The organism is Streptomyces sp. NPDC002754 (assembly GCF_053592315.1).
Genome location: NZ_JBSFVM010000003.1, coordinates 247,423 through 265,618 on the forward strand (window position 1 = coordinate 247,423; position 18,196 = coordinate 265,618).

Genomic DNA, 18,196 nt, shown 5'->3' on the forward strand with positions numbered 1-18,196 from the left:
TTTTGAGGCATGCCTGATGAGGGCGAGTGCCCGGGTGTCATTTATGGAGGGGGCGGTCAGTGCTCCTGGCTGAGCCGCTCCCAGTGATCGGCGAGGACCGCCAGGCTCCGCAGGACGTCGGCGCGCTCCTCCGCCGGGATCGGCCGCAGCAGTTCCTCGTCCAGCTTGCGGGCCCGCAGGTTCGCGTCGTGCACGGTGGCGCGGCCCTCGTCGGTGAGGTTGAGGAGCTTGCGCCGCGCATCGGAGGGCGAGGGGGTGCGGGACAGCAGTCCCCGGTTCTCCAGGCGGCGGGCGACGTCGGCCATCGTCGAGGTGTCGAGCGCGACCAGGTCGGCGATCGAGCGCTGGTCGCAGCCCGGGTTCTCGCCGGTGATTTGCAGGACGGCGAACTGCGGTCCGGTCAGCGTCGCGTCGACGTCGTGCAGCCAGGCGGCCAGGTAGGCCTGGTACATCCGGCGGGCCAGGAAGCCCGGGGCATGGCTGAGTTCGTCGGGTGTGGCGACGTCGTCGGACCGGTCGGGGGTGTTGGGCGAGGTCATGGCACCGCTGTCGTGTGGAGGGCTCGTGGGGGCGTCCGGCTCCGGTGCGAGGGTCTGCCGCAGCGCGGTGCGCAGCAGGTCCAGGGCCGGTGCCGGGTTGTCCCAGAAGACCATATGTCCCGCGTCCGGGATGCGGACCATGCGCGCCGCGGTGTTCGCGGCGGCGGCCTCGGCCGCGCCCTCGGCGGTGACGACGGGGCTGTTCGCCCCGTAAAGCAGCGTCGTGGGGCCCGGCACCTTCGGCCACCAGGCGAAGAAGTCCTCGCTCTCGAAGCCCTGGTGGGCGCGCTCGATCGCCTCCAGGCCGCAGCTCGCGAGCCAGCGGGCCCGCAGCTCCAGCTCCCGGCGCGGCCAGGTCGGCCAGAAGCCGGCCACCTCGTCGGCGTCCGTGCCGCGCCGCGCCTGCGACAGCTGGCGCGTGAAGGCGGCGAGTGTGGTCGGGTACGGCCCCCGTCCCGGACCGCTCATCGGCGGGTCCACCAACAGCGTTCCGCCGAGCGGGACTTGGCACCGTACCGCCGCGGCGGCGGCGATCCGGGCACCCATGGAGTGGCCGAACAGCACGGGGTCCGCGAGGTTCAGCTGCTGGATGACGGCCTCGGCGTCGGCGGCGAGGGCGTCGAGCGAGTGGTCCTCGGCGTCGTCGCTGAGGCCGCGCCCGCGGATGTCGAGGACCAACGGGCGTACGAGGTCCCGCAGTTCACGGGCGACGAAGTCCATGGTGATCGCGGGGCTGGTGATGCCGGGCAGGATCAGCAGCGGGACGCCGTCGCCGCCGTAGTCCAGGACGTGCAGCCGCACGTCGCCGCTGCGGGCCCAGCGGCTGGTGGCCGGGATGTCGGCGAGATCCGCCAGGCCGGGCTGTGTCACGAAACGCCCAGGAGACGCGTCCATGATCTCAAGCTCCCTTCGTCGTCAGGTACTTCACCATGTCCTCGTGGCCCACGACATCCCCGTACTTGGCCTGGATGTCGAAGAGCGCCGCCTCGTGCGGCCCCGCGGCCCGGTCGCCGCAGGCCTCGGGGGGCACGAGCACCGGCCAGCCGTACTGCACCGCGTCCACCGCGGTGGCCCGCACACACCCGCTCGTCGTGGCGCCGCAGACGACCGCCGTGTCACGGCCGAGGCCGGTGAGCAGCGAGGCCAGCGCGGTGCCGAAGAACGCCGACGCGCCCTTCTTCACGATGAACTGGTCCCCCTCCTCGTACGGCAGCCGGGGGTCGAGGGCGACGGCGTCGCCGCCCTCGCGCAGGGCGCGCATGCCGGGCGCCTTGGCGAGCCAGGTGACCGAGTCGCCCTCGGCCTCCGCGGCCGTGTAGGCGATGACCGTCCACACCACGGGTACGCCGCCGGCGCGGGCCGCGCGGACCAGCTCCGCCGTGGCCTCGACGGGGGCGGTCAGATCGCTCCCGGTCGCGAAGCCCGGCTCGGTGAAGCCGCGCGTCAGGTCGACCACGATCAGCGCGGGACGGTTCCCGCGGGCGACGGCGGCGCCGAATCCGGCGCGCTCGTAGACGCGGTCGGTGGCGGGATCGTACGGGGTGGGCACGGGACCTCCGAAGGTGGTCGGCTCAGTGGTGGTGGCGGTAGGCGAAGGACTCGTCGTCGGCTGTGTCCAGCGGGGTGCCGCGCCACAGCCAGTCGTAGGAGACGTCGGACTCGCCGTCGTAGCGCTCGCCGAGCTGGGCGTCGCGGGCCTGTTGGTCGGGGCCGTCGGGGAAGCGGTAGAAGACCTGGTTGCGCAGCGAGGCCTGCTGCACCATCCCGGCGTGCCGGGCGCGGCGGTTGACGTAGCGCTGGAGCGCCCCGGCGATCCCCTCGCGGGTCACCGCGCCCAGCTCCTCGGCGAGTACGGCCCCGTCCTCCATGGCCTGCGAGGCGCCCTGCGCCTGGTAGGGCAGCATCGCGTGGCAGGCGTCGCCGAGGAGTGCCACCCGGCCGTCGATCCAGTTCGGGTCGCGGTGGCGGTGGTAGAGCGGGAAGCACGTGATGTCGCCCTTGGCCTTGGCGAGCATGGCCGGGGCGCGGTCGTCCCACTCGGCGTAGGCGTCGACGAGCATCTCGGTGGTGCCGGAGAAGGTCGTCTTCTCGCCGTACTCGTCCTTCCACGGGACGCAGCCGACGATGTTGAGCCACTCGCCGCCGCGGATCAGGTAGTGGACGAGGTGGCGCCCGGGGCCGTACCAGATGGTGCTCTGGTAGCGGTCGAAGAGGAAGCGGGTGGCCGGGTCGGCGTGCAGCAGCTCGCCGGGGATCAGGGTGCGGAAGGCCATGTCGCCGGAGAAGACCAGGGTGTCATCGGCGCCGATGAGGTCCCGGACGCGGGAGTGGATGCCGTCGGCGCCGACCAGGACGTCGGCCTCGTGCCGGGTCCCGTCGTCGGTGACCGCGACGGGACGGTCCGGGGACGTACGGTCGAGTTCCACGACGCGCGCCCCGGTGACGATCTCGACGGCGGGGCCCGGGCCCCGCGGGTCGGTGCAGGCGTCGAGGATGGTGCGGTGCAGATCGGCGCGGTGGTAGTGCCAGTAGGGGGCGTTGAACTCCTCCTGGACCCGGCGGCCCAGCGGGGTGAGCCCGATGATGCTGCCGTCCTGCCAGCGGCGGCGGACCTGGTCCTGCGGCTCGGTGCGGATGGCCTCCAGCTGCTTGCGCAGGCCGAGCCGCATCAGGACCCGGCTGGCGTTCGGCGCGGTCTGGATGCCGGCGCCCACCTCGCCGAGCTCGGCGGCCTGTTCGAGGACGGTGACGCGCAGTCCCTTGTGGCGCAGGGCCAGGGCGGCGGTGAGGCCGCCGAGACCGCCGCCGACGACGGTGACTTCGTAGGACTGGCTGAGAGGCAAGACTCCTCCAGGGGAACGGCGTTGGGGTGAAGGGGGACCGGAGGTTCAGCCTTCGACGAGGTGGCCGCCGGTGACGACGTCGGTGCCGTCCAGGCTGACCGTGCAGCCGCGCATCGCGATGTCGAGGTGGGCGTAGGAGTCGCGCTGGAGGTGCGGGTGCGGGCCCGTGGACCACAGGAAGTTGCCGGCGAAGGCGCGGGCGTCCATGCCCATCAACTCGTCCTTGCCGTACATCGCGGTGGCGAACCAGTCGGCGGACTTCATCAGGCCCCAGCCCATGTGGGAGAGGCTGCGGGCCCATTTGTCGTGCGAGTCGTCGAAGAAGGTGTTCAGCAGCTTCGCCTCGGCGCCGCCGGTGACCTCCTGGATGTGGCCGCCCGAGACATGGAGCGTGACGGGGCGCTGCACGTACTCCTTGAACGGCAGCAGGATGTCACCTTCGGCGAGCACGATCTGCCCGTCGGAGATCTCCGGCCAGCACAGCACCATCGTGCTCGGCCAGTGGTCCCAGCGGCCCGGGTCGTCGGCGAAACCGGTCTGGAACTCCGGGTGGCTGTTGGCCAGTTGGACGGTCAGATCCGTGCCGGCCTCGGAGGTCACGCGCATGACGGAGGAGGTGCGCACGCGGTCCACGCCCTCCTGGACGCGCACCTTGTCCTGCTCGGTCGGCAGGTTGCGGACGAGGACGTCTGGTGCGTCGCAGACGAAGATGATGCGGGTGCCGGTCTTGAGGATGTCCTGTTGCAGCGGGGCGTGGATGAAGCCCTCGCGGGTGAGGTCCACGACGAGGTCGGCCGCCTTCAACAGCTCTTGCGCGGCGGTGTCGTTGAGGACGGACACGAGGCCGGGGCCCGCCCCGGTGTGGGTGCTGGGCAGCGGGGCCGGGCTGCCGCCGGGCACCGTGGCGGACACGACGTGGGCGCCGAGGCTCTTGGCGGCGCCGAACGCGGCGGCGACGTAGTCACCACGGCTGCCGGGTTCGGAGAGCACGACGACGTGCTCTCCCTCGCGGACCTTGCACAGCTGCAGTTCACGGGTGAAGGCGTCGAGGACGTCGACGGACGAGAAGTCGAACATCGGGTGTTCCTCCGGGAGACGAGCGCGGACGTACTGGGCACGTGCGGGTGGTGCGGAGGGTGCGAAGGCATACGGGATCACTGCGGCGGACGCCGTACGAGGGCGCTGCCGGGGGTTCTCGTGAACCCGCCTGCCGAGATCATCCGAGCACGTACGATCTGGGAAATCAAGGGGTCGGGTGACAGGGGTGGGTGCGGGGGAGGGTGTGGGGGCGCATGGAGGTGCTTGTCAAAACCCGACAATGTCCCGCGGAGGAATCGGTCGACTCCTTGCCTGATAGCAGCCCTGATCATTGGCATCATCGGCGGAAGGCCAGGGCGACAGCTATGTAGTACCTGAACAATGCGAGGAGGCCAAGGTGACTGGGAACGGTCATGTGAAGGTGACGGGCGTCGGCGCGATGACGCCGCTGGGAGCCGATGCGCCGACGTCGTGGGCGGCGCTGCTGGACGGTACATCGGGGGTGCGGCGCCTTCATGAGGAGTGGGCCGCGGAGCTGCCCGTGCACGTCGCGGCCGGGCTCACGGTGGACCCGGCCTCGCTCTTGCCGCGCCCCGAGGCGAGGAAGCTGGACCGCGGTGAGCAGATGGCCCTACTCGGCGCGCGCGAGGCATGGCAGGACGCCGGCGCGCCGCAGGTCGAGCCGGAGCGGCTCGCCGTCGTCATCGGCACCGGGACCGGTGGTGTGCTCACCACGCTGGGGCAGGACGACGTCTTCGAGGCCTCCGGGGTCCGCCGACTGTCACCCTTCACCGTCCCCATGCTGATGCCGAACGGTCCCGCGGCCTGGGTGAGCATGGACCTGGGCGCGAAGGGCGGCGCGAGGACTCCGGTGAGCGCGTGCGCGTCGGGGGCGGAGGCCCTCGCCCTGGGGCAGGACCTGATCCGGGCCGGGCGGGCGGACGTGGTGGTCGCCGGTGGTGTGGAGGCCTGTCTGCACCCGTTCACGCTCGCGGCGTTCGCCCAGATGAAGGCGCTGTCCACGCGGTCCGAGGACCCGGAGGCGGTGTCCCGCCCCTTCGACGTCGAGCGGTCCGGGTTCGTCATGGGCGAGGGCGCGGGGATGATGGTGCTCGAACGCCCCGAGTTCGCGCGGGCCCGTGGCGCACGCGTCCACGGCACGCTGGCGGGCAGCGCCGTGAGTTCCAGCGCGGACCACATCACGGCGTCCGACGCGGACGGCCAGTCCTTCGCCATGGAACTGGCGCTGCGGGACGCCGAGTTGGCGCCGGCGGACATCGGGGTCGTGCACGCCCATGCCACCTCCACGGAGTCCGGCGACGTGGCGGAGGCCGAGGCGATCGGCCGCGTCATCGGCAGGCACGCCGCGGTCACGGCGACCAAGTCGATGACCGGTCACATGCTGGGCGCCTCCGGGACGGTGGGCGCCATGGCCGCGCTCTTCGCGCTCAGGGACGGCGCGTTGCCGCCCACACGCAACCTCGACACGCTCGACCCGCGCGTGGACCTGGACGTGGTCCGTGGCGAGCGGCGCTCAGGGCCGTGGTCGGCGGCGCTGGCCAACTCGTTCGGGTTCGGCGGGCACAACGTCAGCCTGGTCTTCACCGGCTGAGCGGCCCTGCGCGGCGCCTGCGCGGGCGACGAACAGCGGCTGGAAGAAGCCGGATTCCTGCGGATCCCGCCACGCGCCGTCGACGAACCCGGCTTCCGCCGCGAGAGTGGCCAGCCGCTCCTGACCGAGGGCCCAGTAGGTGGCCAGGCGCACCCGGACGCGCCAGCCGTCCCCTGCGTCCGGGAGTCCCGCGTCCGGGAGTCCCGCGTCCGGGAGCAGTTGGAAGTGTTCGAGGTCGTAGCGCTCGCCGTCGTCGTGCCAGTGCCAGAGCTGAAAGGTGACCGTCCGCCCCTCCTCGGACCAGTGGACCTGCGGAGGCATCGACGTGGGGTGCTCGCGCAGCAGATCCTCGTACGGGCGCGTACTGACCAGCAGCAGCCCGTCGGGGCGCAGCACGCGGCGCATCTCGGTCAGGGCGGTGCGTACGTCCTGGGCGGTGAGCAGGTGCGGCAGCGAATTGTCCGCGCACACGACCACGTCGAACCGGCTGTCGGCGAAGGGGAGTTGCCGCATGTCGGCGGCGGCCGTGGGCAGCGGCAGCCCCCGGCTCGCGGCCTCCCGGGCGGCGCGGGCCGCGGCGCGGGGGCTGAGGTCGGTCCCGGTGACGCGATGCCCGTGCAACGCCAGACCGATGGCCTGCGTGCCGATGCCGCACGAACAGTCGAGCACCTCGGCGCCGTCCCGGCCGATCACGGCGTCGAGGGCCGCGCCCTGCCGCCGGAGGCTCGCGTCCCAGTCCGGGTAGATCAGGTGGTAGTCGTCGGCCAGTTCGTCGTAGAAGCGTGCCACGGTGGTCTCGGACATGGCCCGAGACTACCGACGTGCCGCCCCCGCCCCCGCCCCCGCCCCCGCCGCCGAACAGCGGCTACGCCAGCTCCGGTTGCGGATCCGCCGAGCCCGCCTGCGACGGGCGCGGGGGCGGAGGCGTGGCCCGCGGGTCCCACTTCCTGACAGTCCGTACGTAGAGGAGAACCACGGAACCCGCCAGCAGCAGGAGCAGCGGGCCGAACGCCCAGGGGTGTGCGGCCATGTGCGTCGGAAGGTAGCGGTAGGACACCAGCAGCATGGTGAGAACGGCCGCACCACAGCTCACCATCAGCGTCGCGTGGCGGTCCCAGCCGCGGGCGAACGCGCGCATCGAGGCCTCGATGGACAGCGCGAAGACCGTGCCGGCGAGCAGGTCCACGCCGTAGTGGTAGCCGAAGCCAAGGGTCGCGGTGAGGGTGCCGATCAGCCAGAAGGTGCCCGCCCAGCGCATCGCGCGGGTGCCCTCGCGGGTGTGGATGAAGAGCGAGATGGCCCACGCGGTGTGCAGGCTCGGCATGCAGTTGCGCGGCGTGATCTCGTCGAAGGGGACGGGGTGCGGGACGCCGATCGCCGGGAAGGTGTCCGGCCAGATGTTCGCCACCGCCCAGTGACCGCCGTCGGCGCCGAAGGCGTAGAGCGGGCCGACGACCGGGAAGATCATGTAGATGGCCGGACCGAGGAGGCCGATGGCCAGGAAGGTGCGCACCAAGTGGTGGGCGGGGAAGCGGCGTTCCTTCGCCACGTGGCGCAGTTGGTACAGGCCGACGAGGGCGGCGGCCATGGGCAGTTGACCGTAGACGACGGTGAGGAGGCCGCTGCTGATCGGCGAGGTCATCTCGACGAGTTGGCCGACCAGCCACGACGGGTTGGCGAGGGCGTGATCGGCGGCCGCCACGTACTGGTCGAGGACCATCGGGCGGGTCTCGGAGGTGATGAGGAGCCAGGTGTCGCCCGTCTTGTGGCCGAAGACCAGAAGCAGGCCGAGCCCCGAGCCCTTGAGGAGGACCGATCTCTCCCGGCCCGTGTGGCGTACGAGGGCGAGGACCGCGACGCCCAGGATCACCCACAGCGCGCCGTTGCCGAAGTTCATGTCGGCGCCGACGATCAGCCGCACGAGCCAGAACACGATGTCGATGCCGACCGCCGCGCATGCCGCGATCGCCCGCTGCCGCCACGTCAGCACCACCATCGTGAGCGCCAGGCCGCCGTACAGCAGCGGGCCCGAGTGCGGCGCGAAGATCAGCTCTTGGGCCTCTACGGTGATCGGCCCCGGCTGCCCGTAGTGGCGCGCCACGAACTCCAGGACGATGTGGAAGCCGAGCGTCGCCAGGCCGGCCGCGATCCACAGGAGGGTGCGCGGCTGTCGCCAGGCGGGCGGCCGGGGCTCGGCGCCGCGCTGGCGCGGCAGGGGTACGGGAGGTGGTGTGGTCTTCAATTGTCCGACTTGGTGGCTTGGTTCCGGCAGCGGGCAACTGCGACGATCTGGATGATCGTCGCAGTTCGAACATGCTAACGGGGGGTGGGCCCGCTAGGTAGAGGCACGTCCGGGCCTACTCCGCGGGCAGCACCTTCGCCAACGCCCGGAGCACCGGGTCCCGTCGGATGTCGATGTGCGCGTACGTGAGCGCCTCGGCGAGACGGGGGCGGCCGTCGCCGATCGCCCGGCAGATCCGGTCGTGCTCGGTGCGGTGCCGATCGGCGCCGTGCTCGGTGGCCGTGAGCCGGAACAGCCAGTGCATCAGACCGAGCGAGCGCTGGAACGAGGACTGGAGCAGCCGGTTGCCCGTCATCGTGATCAGCTCGGCGTGGAAGGCCGTGTTCGCGGCGGCGATACCGGCCTGGTCCGCGCTCCGGGTCGCCGCGTCGGCCTCCGCCATCACGGTCCGCAGACCCTCGTGGCCGCCCCCGTCCGCGACGAGCTCCGCCGCCCGGCGCGCCGCGAACACCTCCAGGCTCAGGCGCAGGTCGAAGAGTTCCGCCACGTCCCGGAGAGTCAGCCGGCGCACGCGGGCGCCGCGGCGCGGTTCCAGTTCGACGAGGCCCTCGGCCGCGAGCCGCATCAGCGCCTCGCGGACCGGGACCCGCGAGACACCGAGCGCCTCCGCCAGTTCGCGCTCCCGCAGCCGCGAGTCGGGCGGGTGCGCGCCGGAGTGGATGCCGGCCCGGATCAGCTCCTCGGCGCGCTCCACCTGCGAGGCGGCGCCCGGTCCGACGCCCGGTCCGCTGCCGGTTGCGGCTGCTGCTCCGCCACCGGCGCGTTCTGCCGTGAGTGTCACGCGGGCGACCCGCTCTCGGGCGCGGCGGAGCCGGGCGCACGGAACGCGGGGAACGTCGGCGGGAAGAGCGTGCCGGTGGCACGGCGCTCGGTGTCGCGTTCGCTGTAGGCCGCGCGCATCTTCTCGAACAACGCCTGGGCGCTGCGCGCCAGTCGCGGGAGGTCCGTGCCGGGCAGCGCGCCGTCGACCAGGACCGGGTTGCCCGCGACGACCGAGTTCGTGGCCTGCCGCGCCGTGCCGTTGAGCAGGAACGTACGGACCGGGTCGTCCATGACCCCGTCGCGGATGTCGTCCAGGGAGAAGGCGACCAGGTCCGCCTGGGCGCCGACGGCGATCCGGCCCAGGTCCTCGCGGCCGAGGGCGCGGGCCCCGCCCAGCGTGGCCGCCTCCACGTAGTGCTCGGCGGGCGCCGCGTCCGAACGCCCCTCGGCGATCTTCGCGAGGTGGACACCGACGTCCATGCCGCGGATCAGGTCCGGTGGGAAGGAGTCGGTGCCCAGGCACAGGTTGACGCCGGCCTCGCGGTAGGCGCGGAACGAGTGCAGCATCTCGCTGTAGCGCAGGGACGTCTGCGGGCAGTGGATCACCGAGACGCCACTGGCGGCGAGCAGTGCCAGGTCGCCGCGGTCCTCGCCGTGGACGGCCGGATGCCGGTCGAGCAGCACCGTGTGCGGGATGAGCAGGTTCGGGGCCAACAGGCCGTGTTTGTCGAGCAGTTCGAGCGGCGTCAGGCCGTCGTGCCGACGCTGGATGATCTCGCGCTCGGCCAGTCCCTGGAGCGCATGCAGCCGGATCAGGGTTCCGCGTTCGCGCGCGATCCGGGCCGTCTCCCCGAGCAACTCCTCGGTGAGTGTCTCGATGCGGCAGGGGAGCAGGACACCGGTGAGCAGCGGGTCGTTCAGCTCGGCGAGGTGGTCCAGGAAGCGGACGGCGTCACGCAGTCCCGCGCGGCCCTCCTCCTCGTCGAAGGCGACGTCGCGGGTGCCGTCCGGCAGGACGACGTTGACCCCGGAGCGGTAGGCCGGGCCGAGGTAGCCGCGCAGGCCGATGCGGCGTGCGGTGCCCGCCATGTCGACCAGTTCCTCGAAGGGCTCCGCCCAGCGGCTGTGCACCTCGGAGGCGATCGGCATGAAGGTGGTGATGCCGTGCAGGGCGAGCTGGGCGAGCGCGTACTCGCGGATGGTGGCCCGCTCCTGCGGGGTGAACACGTCGTGGCGGCGGTGGGTGAAGTAGTCCAGGGACCACTGGAGTCCCTTGCCCCGCTCGGGCCCGGCCCAGGAGTCGAGGACGAGGTGGTCCACGTCGGTGAGCGCGTCGAGGTCGATGAGGCCCGGCATCACCAGGGACTCGCCCAGGTCGCGCTCCTCGTCGACCTCGCCGTCGAAGCCCCCGTCACGCGGTCCGACGTAGATCACGGTGTCGTCCTGCCACACCACCTCGCCGTCCCGCAGTAGCGCGTGGCCGCCGCCCTGGTGGGCGAGGACGTGGCGGGCGCGCCAACGGGTGCGCATAAGTGCCTCCTGGGGTGGGGGTGTTGCGGACGTGGCTGATCGTACGAGTTGGTATACCGATAGGGGAAGGTGGTGTCCACGGAGTGGCGGTCGGACATCGGAGAGGCGTGAGATCTCAGTGGAATGTCCGGTGGTGAGGCTTACCTCTGACAGCCGGTATACCAAATGGCGATTACCTCTATCGCTTCCCGGCGGAGTTGGTATACCGTCCCGCCAACCTTCCCCCTTGCGCCGAATGGATCACGCGACGTGACGGATTCCCCAGTGCTGCCCGCTCGGCCACCCTCCGACGCCGACGGCGATGCCGTGCCCAACTCGCCTTCGATGGCGCCGACTTCGGGCCCACCCGTGGTCGCAGCCCGCTCCCTCCTCGGCACCGCCTGGCTGCGCGTCCGCCGCAGCCGGGTCGCCCTCGCCGCGCTCGCCGTGGTGGTGCTCATGATCCTTTTCGCGGTGCTCGCCCCCGTACTCACCGCGATCGAGGGCCAGGACGCGTACACCACGAGCACCAGCCCCGACGTCCTGGACGACTACGGCACGCCGGGCCTGCCACTGCCCTACTACCGCTACCCCTCCGGCGACCACTGGCTCGGGCTCGAACCGGGCCTGGGCCGCGACATCTTCGCGCGCATGGCGCACGGCGCCCAGGTCTCGCTGGTCATCGCGCTGCTCGCGACCGTCGTCTCCGTCGTCCTCGGCACCGTGCTCGGCGCCGCCGCCGGATACTTCGGCGGCAAGGTCGACATGGTGATCAGCCGGGTCATGGACCTGTTCCTGGCCTTCCCGCACCTGCTGCTCGTGCTCTCACTGACGCCGATCCTGCAGTCCCGGCTCGGTGACACGGCGCTGGGGGACGGGAGCCTGCTGCCGATCGCCTCGCTCGTGATCATCCTCGGCTTCTTCGGCTGGGCCTATCTCGCCCGCGTCGTACGCGGACAGGTGCTGTCCATCAGGGAGCAGGAGTTCGTCGAGGCCGCCCGCGCCTACGGCGCCTCGCACCGCTCGATCATCCTCAAGCAGATCGTGCCCAACGTGATGGGTGTCGTACTCGTCTACGCCACGATGATGATCCCCACCAACATCACGGCCGAGGCCGCGCTGTCGTTCCTCGGCGTCGGCGTCAAGGACCCCACCCCGTCCTGGGGACAGATGCTCAACGCCGCCCAGCAGGGCAACTGGTATCTCACCGACCCCTGGTTCCTCGCCGTACCGGCCGGTGCCCTGGTCATCACGGTGCTCGCCTTCAACCTGCTCGGCGACGCCGTCCGCGACGCCCTCGACCCCAAGTCCTCCCGTGGCTGACCCCGTACGGACTCGTACCCGTCGGCCAGGAACAACAGGAGCAGCAGTGAATCGACGCACCGTGGCGGCGCTCGCCCTGACGGTGACCGCCGGGATGGCCCTCACCGCCTGCGGCGGAGCCAAACCCGCGCCGGGCTCGGGCTCCCGCGCCCCCGCCGACGCCTTCGACCCGGTCAAGGTCGGTGACGGAGACACCACCAAGGGCGGCAACGTCAACGTCCTGATGTCCACCGACTTCCAGACCCTCGACCCCGGCAACAGCAACTACGTCCAGACCGCCAACGTGGGCCAGCTCTACTACCGCACGCTCACCATGGCGAAGGAGGAGGCCGGCAAGCCGCCGAAGATCGTCCCCGATCTCGCCACCGACCTCGGAAAGGTCTCCAAGGACGGTCTCACCTGGACCTACACCCTCAAGAAGGGGCTGAAGTTCGAGGACGGAAACCCCGTCACGGCCAAGGACGTGAAGTACGGCGTCGAGCGCACCTACGCCCGCGACGTCTACACCCAGGCACCGCAGGAACTGAATGCCGCACTGTCCGACGACGACTACAAGGGCCCTTACTCGAATGGTGACTTCAAGGGCATCGAGACACCCGACGAGCGCACCATCGTCTTCAAACTGAAGCAGCCGTTCGCCGAGTTCCCCGCCCTGGTCTCCCGCTCCAACACCGCGCCCGTGCCGCGCGCCAAGGACACCAAGCTCGACTACACGAACCACCCGGTGTCCACGGGCCCGTACAAGATCGAGTCGTACCAGCGTGGGCGCGCCATGAAGCTCGTCCGCAACAAGCACTGGGAGCGGGCAACCGACCCGAACCGCAGCGCCCTTCCGGACACGTTCACCTTCAGCCTCTCCACCGCGCAGTCCACCATCAGCCAGCAGCTCCTCGCCGACTCCGACCCCACGGCCCTCACCCTCGACAGCGCGGGCGGGCTCCAGGCATCGGACGCGGCCGAGCTCGACGAGCCGAGCATCGCCCGGCGCACCGCCTCCGGGATCATCGGCTGCACCGACGTCCTCGACTTCAACACCGAGACCATCAAGGACCCGATCGTCCGCAAGGCGCTCGCGCTCGCCATCGACCGTAAGGCCATCCAACTCCAGTACGGTGGAGCCCGCTTCGGCAAGCTCACCCAGTCGTACATCAACCCCCAGCAACGCGGTTACGTGGAGCAGCACACCGACCTCGACCCGACGGGCCAGCCCAAGCTGGACGAGGCGAAGAAGCTGCTCAAGGGGCGTTCGTACCCGAAGAAGCTCGTCTACGGCTACGCGGACGCCACGCCCCGCTACAAGAACATGGGCACCTCGCTCCAGGAGAACCTCCGGCAGCTCGGCATCGACCTCGAACTGCGCCCCATCCCCGCGGCGAACTACTTCACCACTCTCGCGGGCAAGGCGATGCCGGACCTCGCCCGCAGCGGCTGGTGCGGCGGCGCCGACAGCGGCTCGGTACGCACCACCATCGACCCGAACCTGGGCCCGAGCGTCGACGGCAAGACCTTCGGCTTCTCCAACATCCCCCGCTACCACGACCCGGAGACCTCCAAGGCCATGTACGCGCTGCGCGGTGAGAACGGCACGAGTGAGGAGCTGGGCCGAAAGTGGTCGAAGCTCTTCGACCGCGCCATGCAGGACTACCCGCTCGTCCCGCTGATCAGGAACGTGACGCGCAGCGTCGTCGGCTCCGACATCAGGGGCGCGCAGGTCGGCTACTTCTTCGGAGGCATCGACCTGTCGACGGTCTCCGTCGCGGCCGGCTCCGGTTCAGCAGCAGGGAAGGGGTGACCTGACATGATCGCCTTTCTGGCGCGTCGTCTGGGCGCCACCGTCGCCCTGCTGATCGTCATCAGCTTCGTCACCTTCACCCTCTTCCAGTTCGGGCCCGCCGACCCGGCGGCCGCCGCTTGCGGCCAGGAGTGCACCCCCGAACGCGTCGCCGAGGCGCGGGTCGCCCTCGGCATGGACAAGCCGTTCCTCACTCAGTACGTGAACTACATGTCGGGCCTGTTCCACGGCCGGATGATCGGCGCGCCCGGCGCCGAGTCGCTGTGCCAGTGGCCATGCCTCGGCAAGTCCTTCCAGACGAACGAGGACGTCGCCGCCGTCCTGGAGCGCGCACTGCCGTACACGGTGTCGGTCGCCGTCGGTGCCATCGTGCTGTGGACCGTCGCCGGAGTCACCCTCGGCACGCTCGCCGCGCTGCGCAAGAACAAGCTGACCGACAAGCTGATCGTCGGCGCCGCGTCCATCGGTGTCTCGCTGCCGATCCCGGTCACGGGACTGCTCCTGCTGCTGGTCTTCGTCTCGACCTTCGACGTGCTGCCGTTCACGACGAACGCCATCACATCCCCGTTCGGGCCCGCCGGGTTCGACGGCTGGTTCCTCAACTACCTGCTGCCGTGGGTCGCGTTGGCGGTGCTGTTCAGCGCCCAGTACATCCGCGTCACCCGGAGCTCCATGCTGGAGACCTTCGGCGAGGACTTCATGCGCACCGCCCGCTCCAAGGGCCTGTCGAAGCCGGCCATGGTCGTCCGGCACGGCGCCCGCGCCGGACTCACCCCCGTCGTCACCATGCTGGGCCTCGACATCGGGCTGCTGCTCGGCGGCGCCGTGCTCACCGAGCAGATCTTCTCCGTGCCCGGCATCGGCTTCACCGCCGTCCGCGCCGCCCAGTCCGGCGATCTGCCCGTGACCATGGCGATTACGCTGCTCGCCGCCTTCTTCATCATCATCGCCAATGTCGTCGTCGACGCCGTCTACGCCGTCATCGACCCGCGAGTGAGGGCCGCCTGATGACCACCACTACCTCCGGCTCTTCCTCCACCTCTTCTTCCGGTGAGCCCCTGCTGCATATCAGGGATCTGCACGTCGCCTTCCCCACCGACGACGGCCTCGTGCACGCCGTCAACGGCATGGACCTCAGCCTCGCCAAGGGCGAGACCGTCGGCCTCGTCGGCGAGTCCGGATCCGGCAAGACGGTCACCAGCCAGGCCCTCATGGGTCTGCTCAAGGAGACCCGCGCCCAGGTCACCGGCGAGATCCTCCTCGACGGCACCGACCTCAACGCCCTCACCGAGGACCGGATGCGGGCCTGGCGCGGCAAGAAGATCGCCATGATCTTCCAGGACCCCCTCTCCGCGATGCACCCCTTCCACGCGGTCGGCGACCAGATCGCCGAGGCCTACCGGGTGCACAACAAGGTGTCAAAGCGGGCCGCACTGGCCGTCGCCGTCGACATGCTGGGCCGCGTCGGCATCCCCGATCCGAAGCGGCGGGCCCGCGCGTACCCGCACGAGTTCTCCGGCGGCATGCGCCAGCGCGCGATGATCGCCATGGCCCTCGTCTGCGAACCCGAACTCCTCATCGCCGACGAGCCGACCACCGCCCTCGACGTCACCGTCCAGGCGCAGATCCTCGACCTCCTCGGCGAACTCCAGCAGGAGACCGGCACCGCCATTGTCATGGTCACCCACGACCTCGGTGTCGTCGCCGAGGTCTGCCACCATGTCGCCGTGATGTACGGCGGGCAGTGCGTGGAACGGGGGAGCGTGCGCGAACTGTTCCACGACCCGCGCCACCCGTACACGCAAGGCCTGCTCGCCTCCATGCCGACACTCGGCGACGACGACGGCGGGCGGCTGCGCCCCATCCCCGGGTTCCCGCCCTCGCTCACCGCGCTGCCCGCCGGATGCCTGTTCGCGGACCGCTGCCCGCAGACCCACCTCGTACCGGACGGCCTGTGCCACGCCGAGCGTCCCCTCTTTGTGACGAACGAGGCCGGTCACCCCTCCCGGTGCCACCAGGAGAACCTCGCCACCGCCGAGGAGGCCGCGCGATGACATCGACCACCCCGCTACTTGAAGCACAAGGGCTGACCAAGCACTTCCCGGGACGCGGCGGACTGCTCGGCCGGGGCGGCGCTCCGGTCAAGGCCGTCGACGGCGTGAGCTTTTCCGTCGGAGCCGGGCAGACGCTCGGCCTGGTCGGCGAGTCGGGCTGCGGAAAGTCCACCACCGGGCGGCTGTTGATGCGCCTGATCGACCCCACGGCCGGGACCGTCCGCCTGGACGGCCAGGACCTCGGCTCCATGAACCGGGCAGAGGCGCAGGAGTACCGGCGGCAGGTCCAGATGGTGTTCCAGAACCCGTCCTCCTCCCTGAACCCCCGCCAGTCCGTCGGCAGCGCCATCGCCGCTCCGCTGCACGCCCAGGGCATCAACCCGCCCGGCGGCGTCAAAGCACGGGTACGCGAGCTGATGGACCGCGTAGGCCTACGGCCCGACCACTACAACCGGTTCCCGCACGAGTTCTCCGGAGGCCAGAAGCAGCGCGTGGGCATCGCCCGGGCCCTCGCCCTCGAACCCCGCCTCATCATCTGCGACGAACCGGTCTCCGCCCTCGACGTGTCGGTACAGGCGCAGGTGGTGAACCTCCTCCAGGACATCCAGGCCGACACCGGTGTGTCGTACGTCTTCATCGCCCACGACCTGTCCGTCGTACGGCACTTCGCGGAGCGGGTCGCCGTGATGTACTTGGGCCGGATCATGGAGAGCGGGCCGACGCGGGAGGTCTTCGACGACCCGCGCCACCCCTACACCCGTGCCCTGCTCTCCGCCGTCCCGCAACCGGACCCGGACGCCGACCGGAGCCGCAGAATCCGGCTCAGCGGCGACCTGTTCACGCCCGCGAACCCTTCCCCACGCTCTCGGCTGCGCTCGAGCGGGGGAGACCCCGTTCCGGGGTGCGTGTTCCGCACGCGGTGCCCGCTGCGGCCGACCCTCGACGAGGCCGAACAGGCGCGTTGCGCAGGCGAGTTGCCACCGTTGGCGGGCGGGGGTCCCGCATGTCACTTCCCTGACAGATCCCTCGTCGCGACCCGCTGACCGAGCCACCGCACACCAACCACCTCGTTGCACCACCTCGTTGCATCACCGAACAGAAGGAAGTCGCACCACATGCTCATCCGTGACGTACGCCCCTGGGGCGGCGAGCGCAGTGACGTACAGCTCGACGGCGCCCGCATCGCCGCGATCCGCCCGCACGACCCGCAGGCCGACCACATCGGGGACGTCGTCGAGGGGCGCGGCCGGCTCCTGTTCCCCTCCTTCAGCGATGTGCACGTCCACCTGGACTCCACGCGCATCGGCCTGCCGTTCCGCCCGCACACCGGAGGACCCGGCGTGTGGACGATGACGATGAACGACCGCGAGAACTGGCGCGACGCCGAGGTCCCGCTGAACGAGCGGGTGGCCGGCACCCTGGAGCGCATGATCGCGCGCGGTACGACCCGCGTACGTACGTACGCGCAGGTCGACGTGGACTGCAAGCTGGAGAAGTTCGAGGCCGTGGTCGCGGCCAAGGAGAAGCACGGGCACCTCGCCGACGTGCAGATCATGACGTTCCCGCAGGCCGGGATCCTGCGCGAGCCGGGGACCGAGCAGTACCTGGAGGCGTCGCTCAAGGCGGGCGCGGACGTCATGGGCGGCATCGACCCGTGCACCCTGGACCGCGACCCCAAGGGCCACCTCGACGTCGTCTTCGGACTCGCCGAGAAGTACCAGGTCGAGGTGGACATCCACCTGCACGAGCCGGGCGAGCTCGGCGTCTTCTCCACGGACCTGATCCTGGAGCGGGTCCGCGCCCTCGGCATGCAGGGCAAGGTGACGATGTCGCACGCCTACGAGCTCGGCTCCGTGAACGAGTCCACCAGCCGGCGCCTCATCGAGGAGTTCGCGGAACTGGACATCGCCATGGCGACGGTCGCCCCCGCCGCGCGCAACCAGCTCTCGCTCGTCGAACTCACCGAGGCGGGCGTCCGCGTCGGCCTCGGTGAGGACGGCCAGCGCGACTACTGGAGCCCGTACGGCAACTGCGATCTCCTGGACCGCACCTGGCAGTTGGCCTTCACCAACAACTTCCGCCGCGACGACCACATCGAGATGTCCCTGGCCGTGGCGACCATGGGCGGCGCCTCCATCATGAGCCACGACGTGCCGCGCCTCACCGGCGTCACCGACCGCCCGGGCCTCGCGGTGGGCGACCGCGCGGACCTCGTACTCGTCGACGGCGAGACCCCGTCCAGCGCGGTCATGGACCGCGGCACGGACCGCACGGTGCTGCACGACGGCCGGGTCGTGGCGGAGGCGCTCGAGCTGGTCACCGGGGTGTGACGGGGCGCGCGGGGGCCGGTTGGTGTGTGCGGCCGGCCTCCGCGGCTCTCGTGGGTCGTACGTGCCCGAACTACCACCGCGGCGGCGTCGAG

The 18,196-nt window shown here is 70.9% G+C and carries 15 protein-coding genes; 7 read left to right on the forward strand and 8 right to left on the reverse strand.

All coding sequences use genetic code 11. From position 1 onward, the window contains the following. Window positions 1-56: 56 nt before the first annotated feature. From ACWD2L_RS10905 to ACWD2L_RS10920, 4 genes are read right to left on the reverse strand one after another with little or no spacing between them, the layout of a single operon-like run. A complete protein-coding gene (locus ACWD2L_RS10905; RefSeq protein WP_451188777.1) occupies window positions 57-1,433 on the reverse strand; it encodes an alpha/beta fold hydrolase in 1,377 nt (458 codons plus the stop codon). 4 nt (window positions 1,434-1,437) lie between these two features. Further along, window positions 1,438-2,088, reverse strand: a complete 651-nt coding sequence (locus ACWD2L_RS10910; protein WP_451188780.1) for an isochorismatase family protein — start codon at window positions 2,086-2,088, stop codon at window positions 1,438-1,440. A gap of 22 nt (window positions 2,089-2,110) precedes the next feature. After that, window positions 2,111-3,382, reverse strand: coding sequence for an FAD-dependent monooxygenase (locus tag ACWD2L_RS10915; RefSeq protein ID WP_451188783.1), 1,272 nt, complete (start codon window positions 3,380-3,382; stop codon window positions 2,111-2,113). Window positions 3,383-3,427: 45 nt separating this feature from the next. Then, window positions 3,428-4,459 carry a hypothetical protein gene (locus ACWD2L_RS10920; protein WP_451188785.1) on the reverse strand — a complete coding sequence of 344 codons (1,032 nt, stop codon included), beginning with the start codon at window positions 4,457-4,459 and terminating at the stop codon, window positions 3,428-3,430. A gap of 358 nt (window positions 4,460-4,817) precedes the next feature. Here ACWD2L_RS10920 and ACWD2L_RS10925 point away from each other — a divergent pair, with 358 nt between their 5' ends. After that, entirely contained in the window at window positions 4,818-6,032 is a 1,215-nt protein-coding gene (locus ACWD2L_RS10925; protein WP_451188787.1) for a beta-ketoacyl-[acyl-carrier-protein] synthase family protein, read from the forward strand. Here ACWD2L_RS10925 and ACWD2L_RS10930 read toward each other — a convergent pair. From ACWD2L_RS10930 to ACWD2L_RS10945, 4 genes are all read right to left on the reverse strand, one after another. Beyond that, window positions 5,955-6,836 carry a class I SAM-dependent methyltransferase gene (locus ACWD2L_RS10930; protein ID WP_451188790.1) on the reverse strand — a complete coding sequence of 294 codons (882 nt, stop codon included), beginning with the start codon at window positions 6,834-6,836 and terminating at the stop codon, window positions 5,955-5,957. The two genes, ACWD2L_RS10925 and ACWD2L_RS10930, sit on opposite strands and share 78 nt — an antisense overlap. Before the next feature lie 61 nt (window positions 6,837-6,897). Next, on the reverse strand, window positions 6,898-8,274 hold the full coding sequence (locus tag ACWD2L_RS10935; RefSeq protein ID WP_451188792.1) for a phosphatase PAP2 family protein: 1,377 nt from the start codon (window positions 8,272-8,274) through the stop codon (window positions 6,898-6,900). Between the two features lie 115 nt (window positions 8,275-8,389). Continuing rightward, window positions 8,390-9,028 (reverse strand): GntR family transcriptional regulator, encoded by a 639-nt coding sequence (locus ACWD2L_RS10940; RefSeq protein ID WP_451189390.1) that lies wholly within the window; start codon window positions 9,026-9,028, stop codon window positions 8,390-8,392. An 83-nt stretch (window positions 9,029-9,111) separates the two neighbouring features. Next, the gene (locus tag ACWD2L_RS10945; protein WP_451188795.1) at window positions 9,112-10,626 is read right to left on the reverse strand and encodes a chlorohydrolase family protein; all 1,515 of its coding nucleotides are present in this window, start codon (window positions 10,624-10,626) and stop codon (window positions 9,112-9,114) included. A 264-nt stretch (window positions 10,627-10,890) separates the two neighbouring features. On the opposite strand from ACWD2L_RS10945, the gene ACWD2L_RS10950 reads away from it, so the two are divergent. From ACWD2L_RS10950 to ACWD2L_RS10975, 6 genes are all read left to right on the forward strand, one after another. Further along, a complete protein-coding gene (locus ACWD2L_RS10950) occupies window positions 10,891-11,928 on the forward strand; it encodes an ABC transporter permease (RefSeq protein WP_451189393.1) in 1,038 nt (345 codons plus the stop codon). Between the two features lie 46 nt (window positions 11,929-11,974). Then, window positions 11,975-13,720, forward strand: a complete 1,746-nt coding sequence (locus ACWD2L_RS10955; protein ID WP_451188798.1) for an ABC transporter substrate-binding protein — start codon at window positions 11,975-11,977, stop codon at window positions 13,718-13,720. Window positions 13,721-13,726: 6 nt separating this feature from the next. Further along, entirely contained in the window at window positions 13,727-14,728 is a 1,002-nt protein-coding gene (locus ACWD2L_RS10960; protein WP_451188801.1) for an ABC transporter permease, read from the forward strand. Then, window positions 14,728-15,774, forward strand: a complete 1,047-nt coding sequence (locus ACWD2L_RS10965; protein ID WP_451188804.1) for an ABC transporter ATP-binding protein — start codon at window positions 14,728-14,730, stop codon at window positions 15,772-15,774. The genes ACWD2L_RS10960 and ACWD2L_RS10965 overlap by 1 nt, the downstream gene beginning before the upstream one ends. Then, window positions 15,771-16,817, forward strand: a complete 1,047-nt coding sequence (locus tag ACWD2L_RS10970; protein WP_451188806.1) for an ABC transporter ATP-binding protein — start codon at window positions 15,771-15,773, stop codon at window positions 16,815-16,817. Before ACWD2L_RS10965 ends, ACWD2L_RS10970 begins: the two co-directional genes overlap by 4 nt. A gap of 72 nt (window positions 16,818-16,889) precedes the next feature. Continuing rightward, on the forward strand, window positions 16,890-18,104 hold the full coding sequence (locus ACWD2L_RS10975; RefSeq protein ID WP_451188810.1) for an amidohydrolase: 1,215 nt from the start codon (window positions 16,890-16,892) through the stop codon (window positions 18,102-18,104). Window positions 18,105-18,196: the final 92 nt, after the last annotated feature.

Coding starts and splice junctions, on each gene's coding strand:
- ACWD2L_RS10905 (WP_451188777.1), bottom strand. CDS start 1,433: ATGGACGCGTCTCCTGGGCGTTTCGTGACACAGCCCGGCCTGGCGGAT.
- ACWD2L_RS10920 (WP_451188785.1), bottom strand. CDS start 4,459: ATGTTCGACTTCTCGTCCGTCGACGTCCTCGACGCCTTCACCCGTGAA.
- ACWD2L_RS10930 (WP_451188790.1), bottom strand. CDS start 6,836: ATGTCCGAGACCACCGTGGCACGCTTCTACGACGAACTGGCCGACGAC.
- ACWD2L_RS10945 (WP_451188795.1), bottom strand. CDS start 10,626: ATGCGCACCCGTTGGCGCGCCCGCCACGTCCTCGCCCACCAGGGCGGC.
- ACWD2L_RS10960 (WP_451188801.1), top strand. CDS start 13,727: ATGATCGCCTTTCTGGCGCGTCGTCTGGGCGCCACCGTCGCCCTGCTG.
- ACWD2L_RS10965 (WP_451188804.1), top strand. CDS start 14,728: ATGACCACCACTACCTCCGGCTCTTCCTCCACCTCTTCTTCCGGTGAG.
- ACWD2L_RS10970 (WP_451188806.1), top strand. CDS start 15,771: ATGACATCGACCACCCCGCTACTTGAAGCACAAGGGCTGACCAAGCAC.
- ACWD2L_RS10975 (WP_451188810.1), top strand. CDS start 16,890: ATGCTCATCCGTGACGTACGCCCCTGGGGCGGCGAGCGCAGTGACGTA.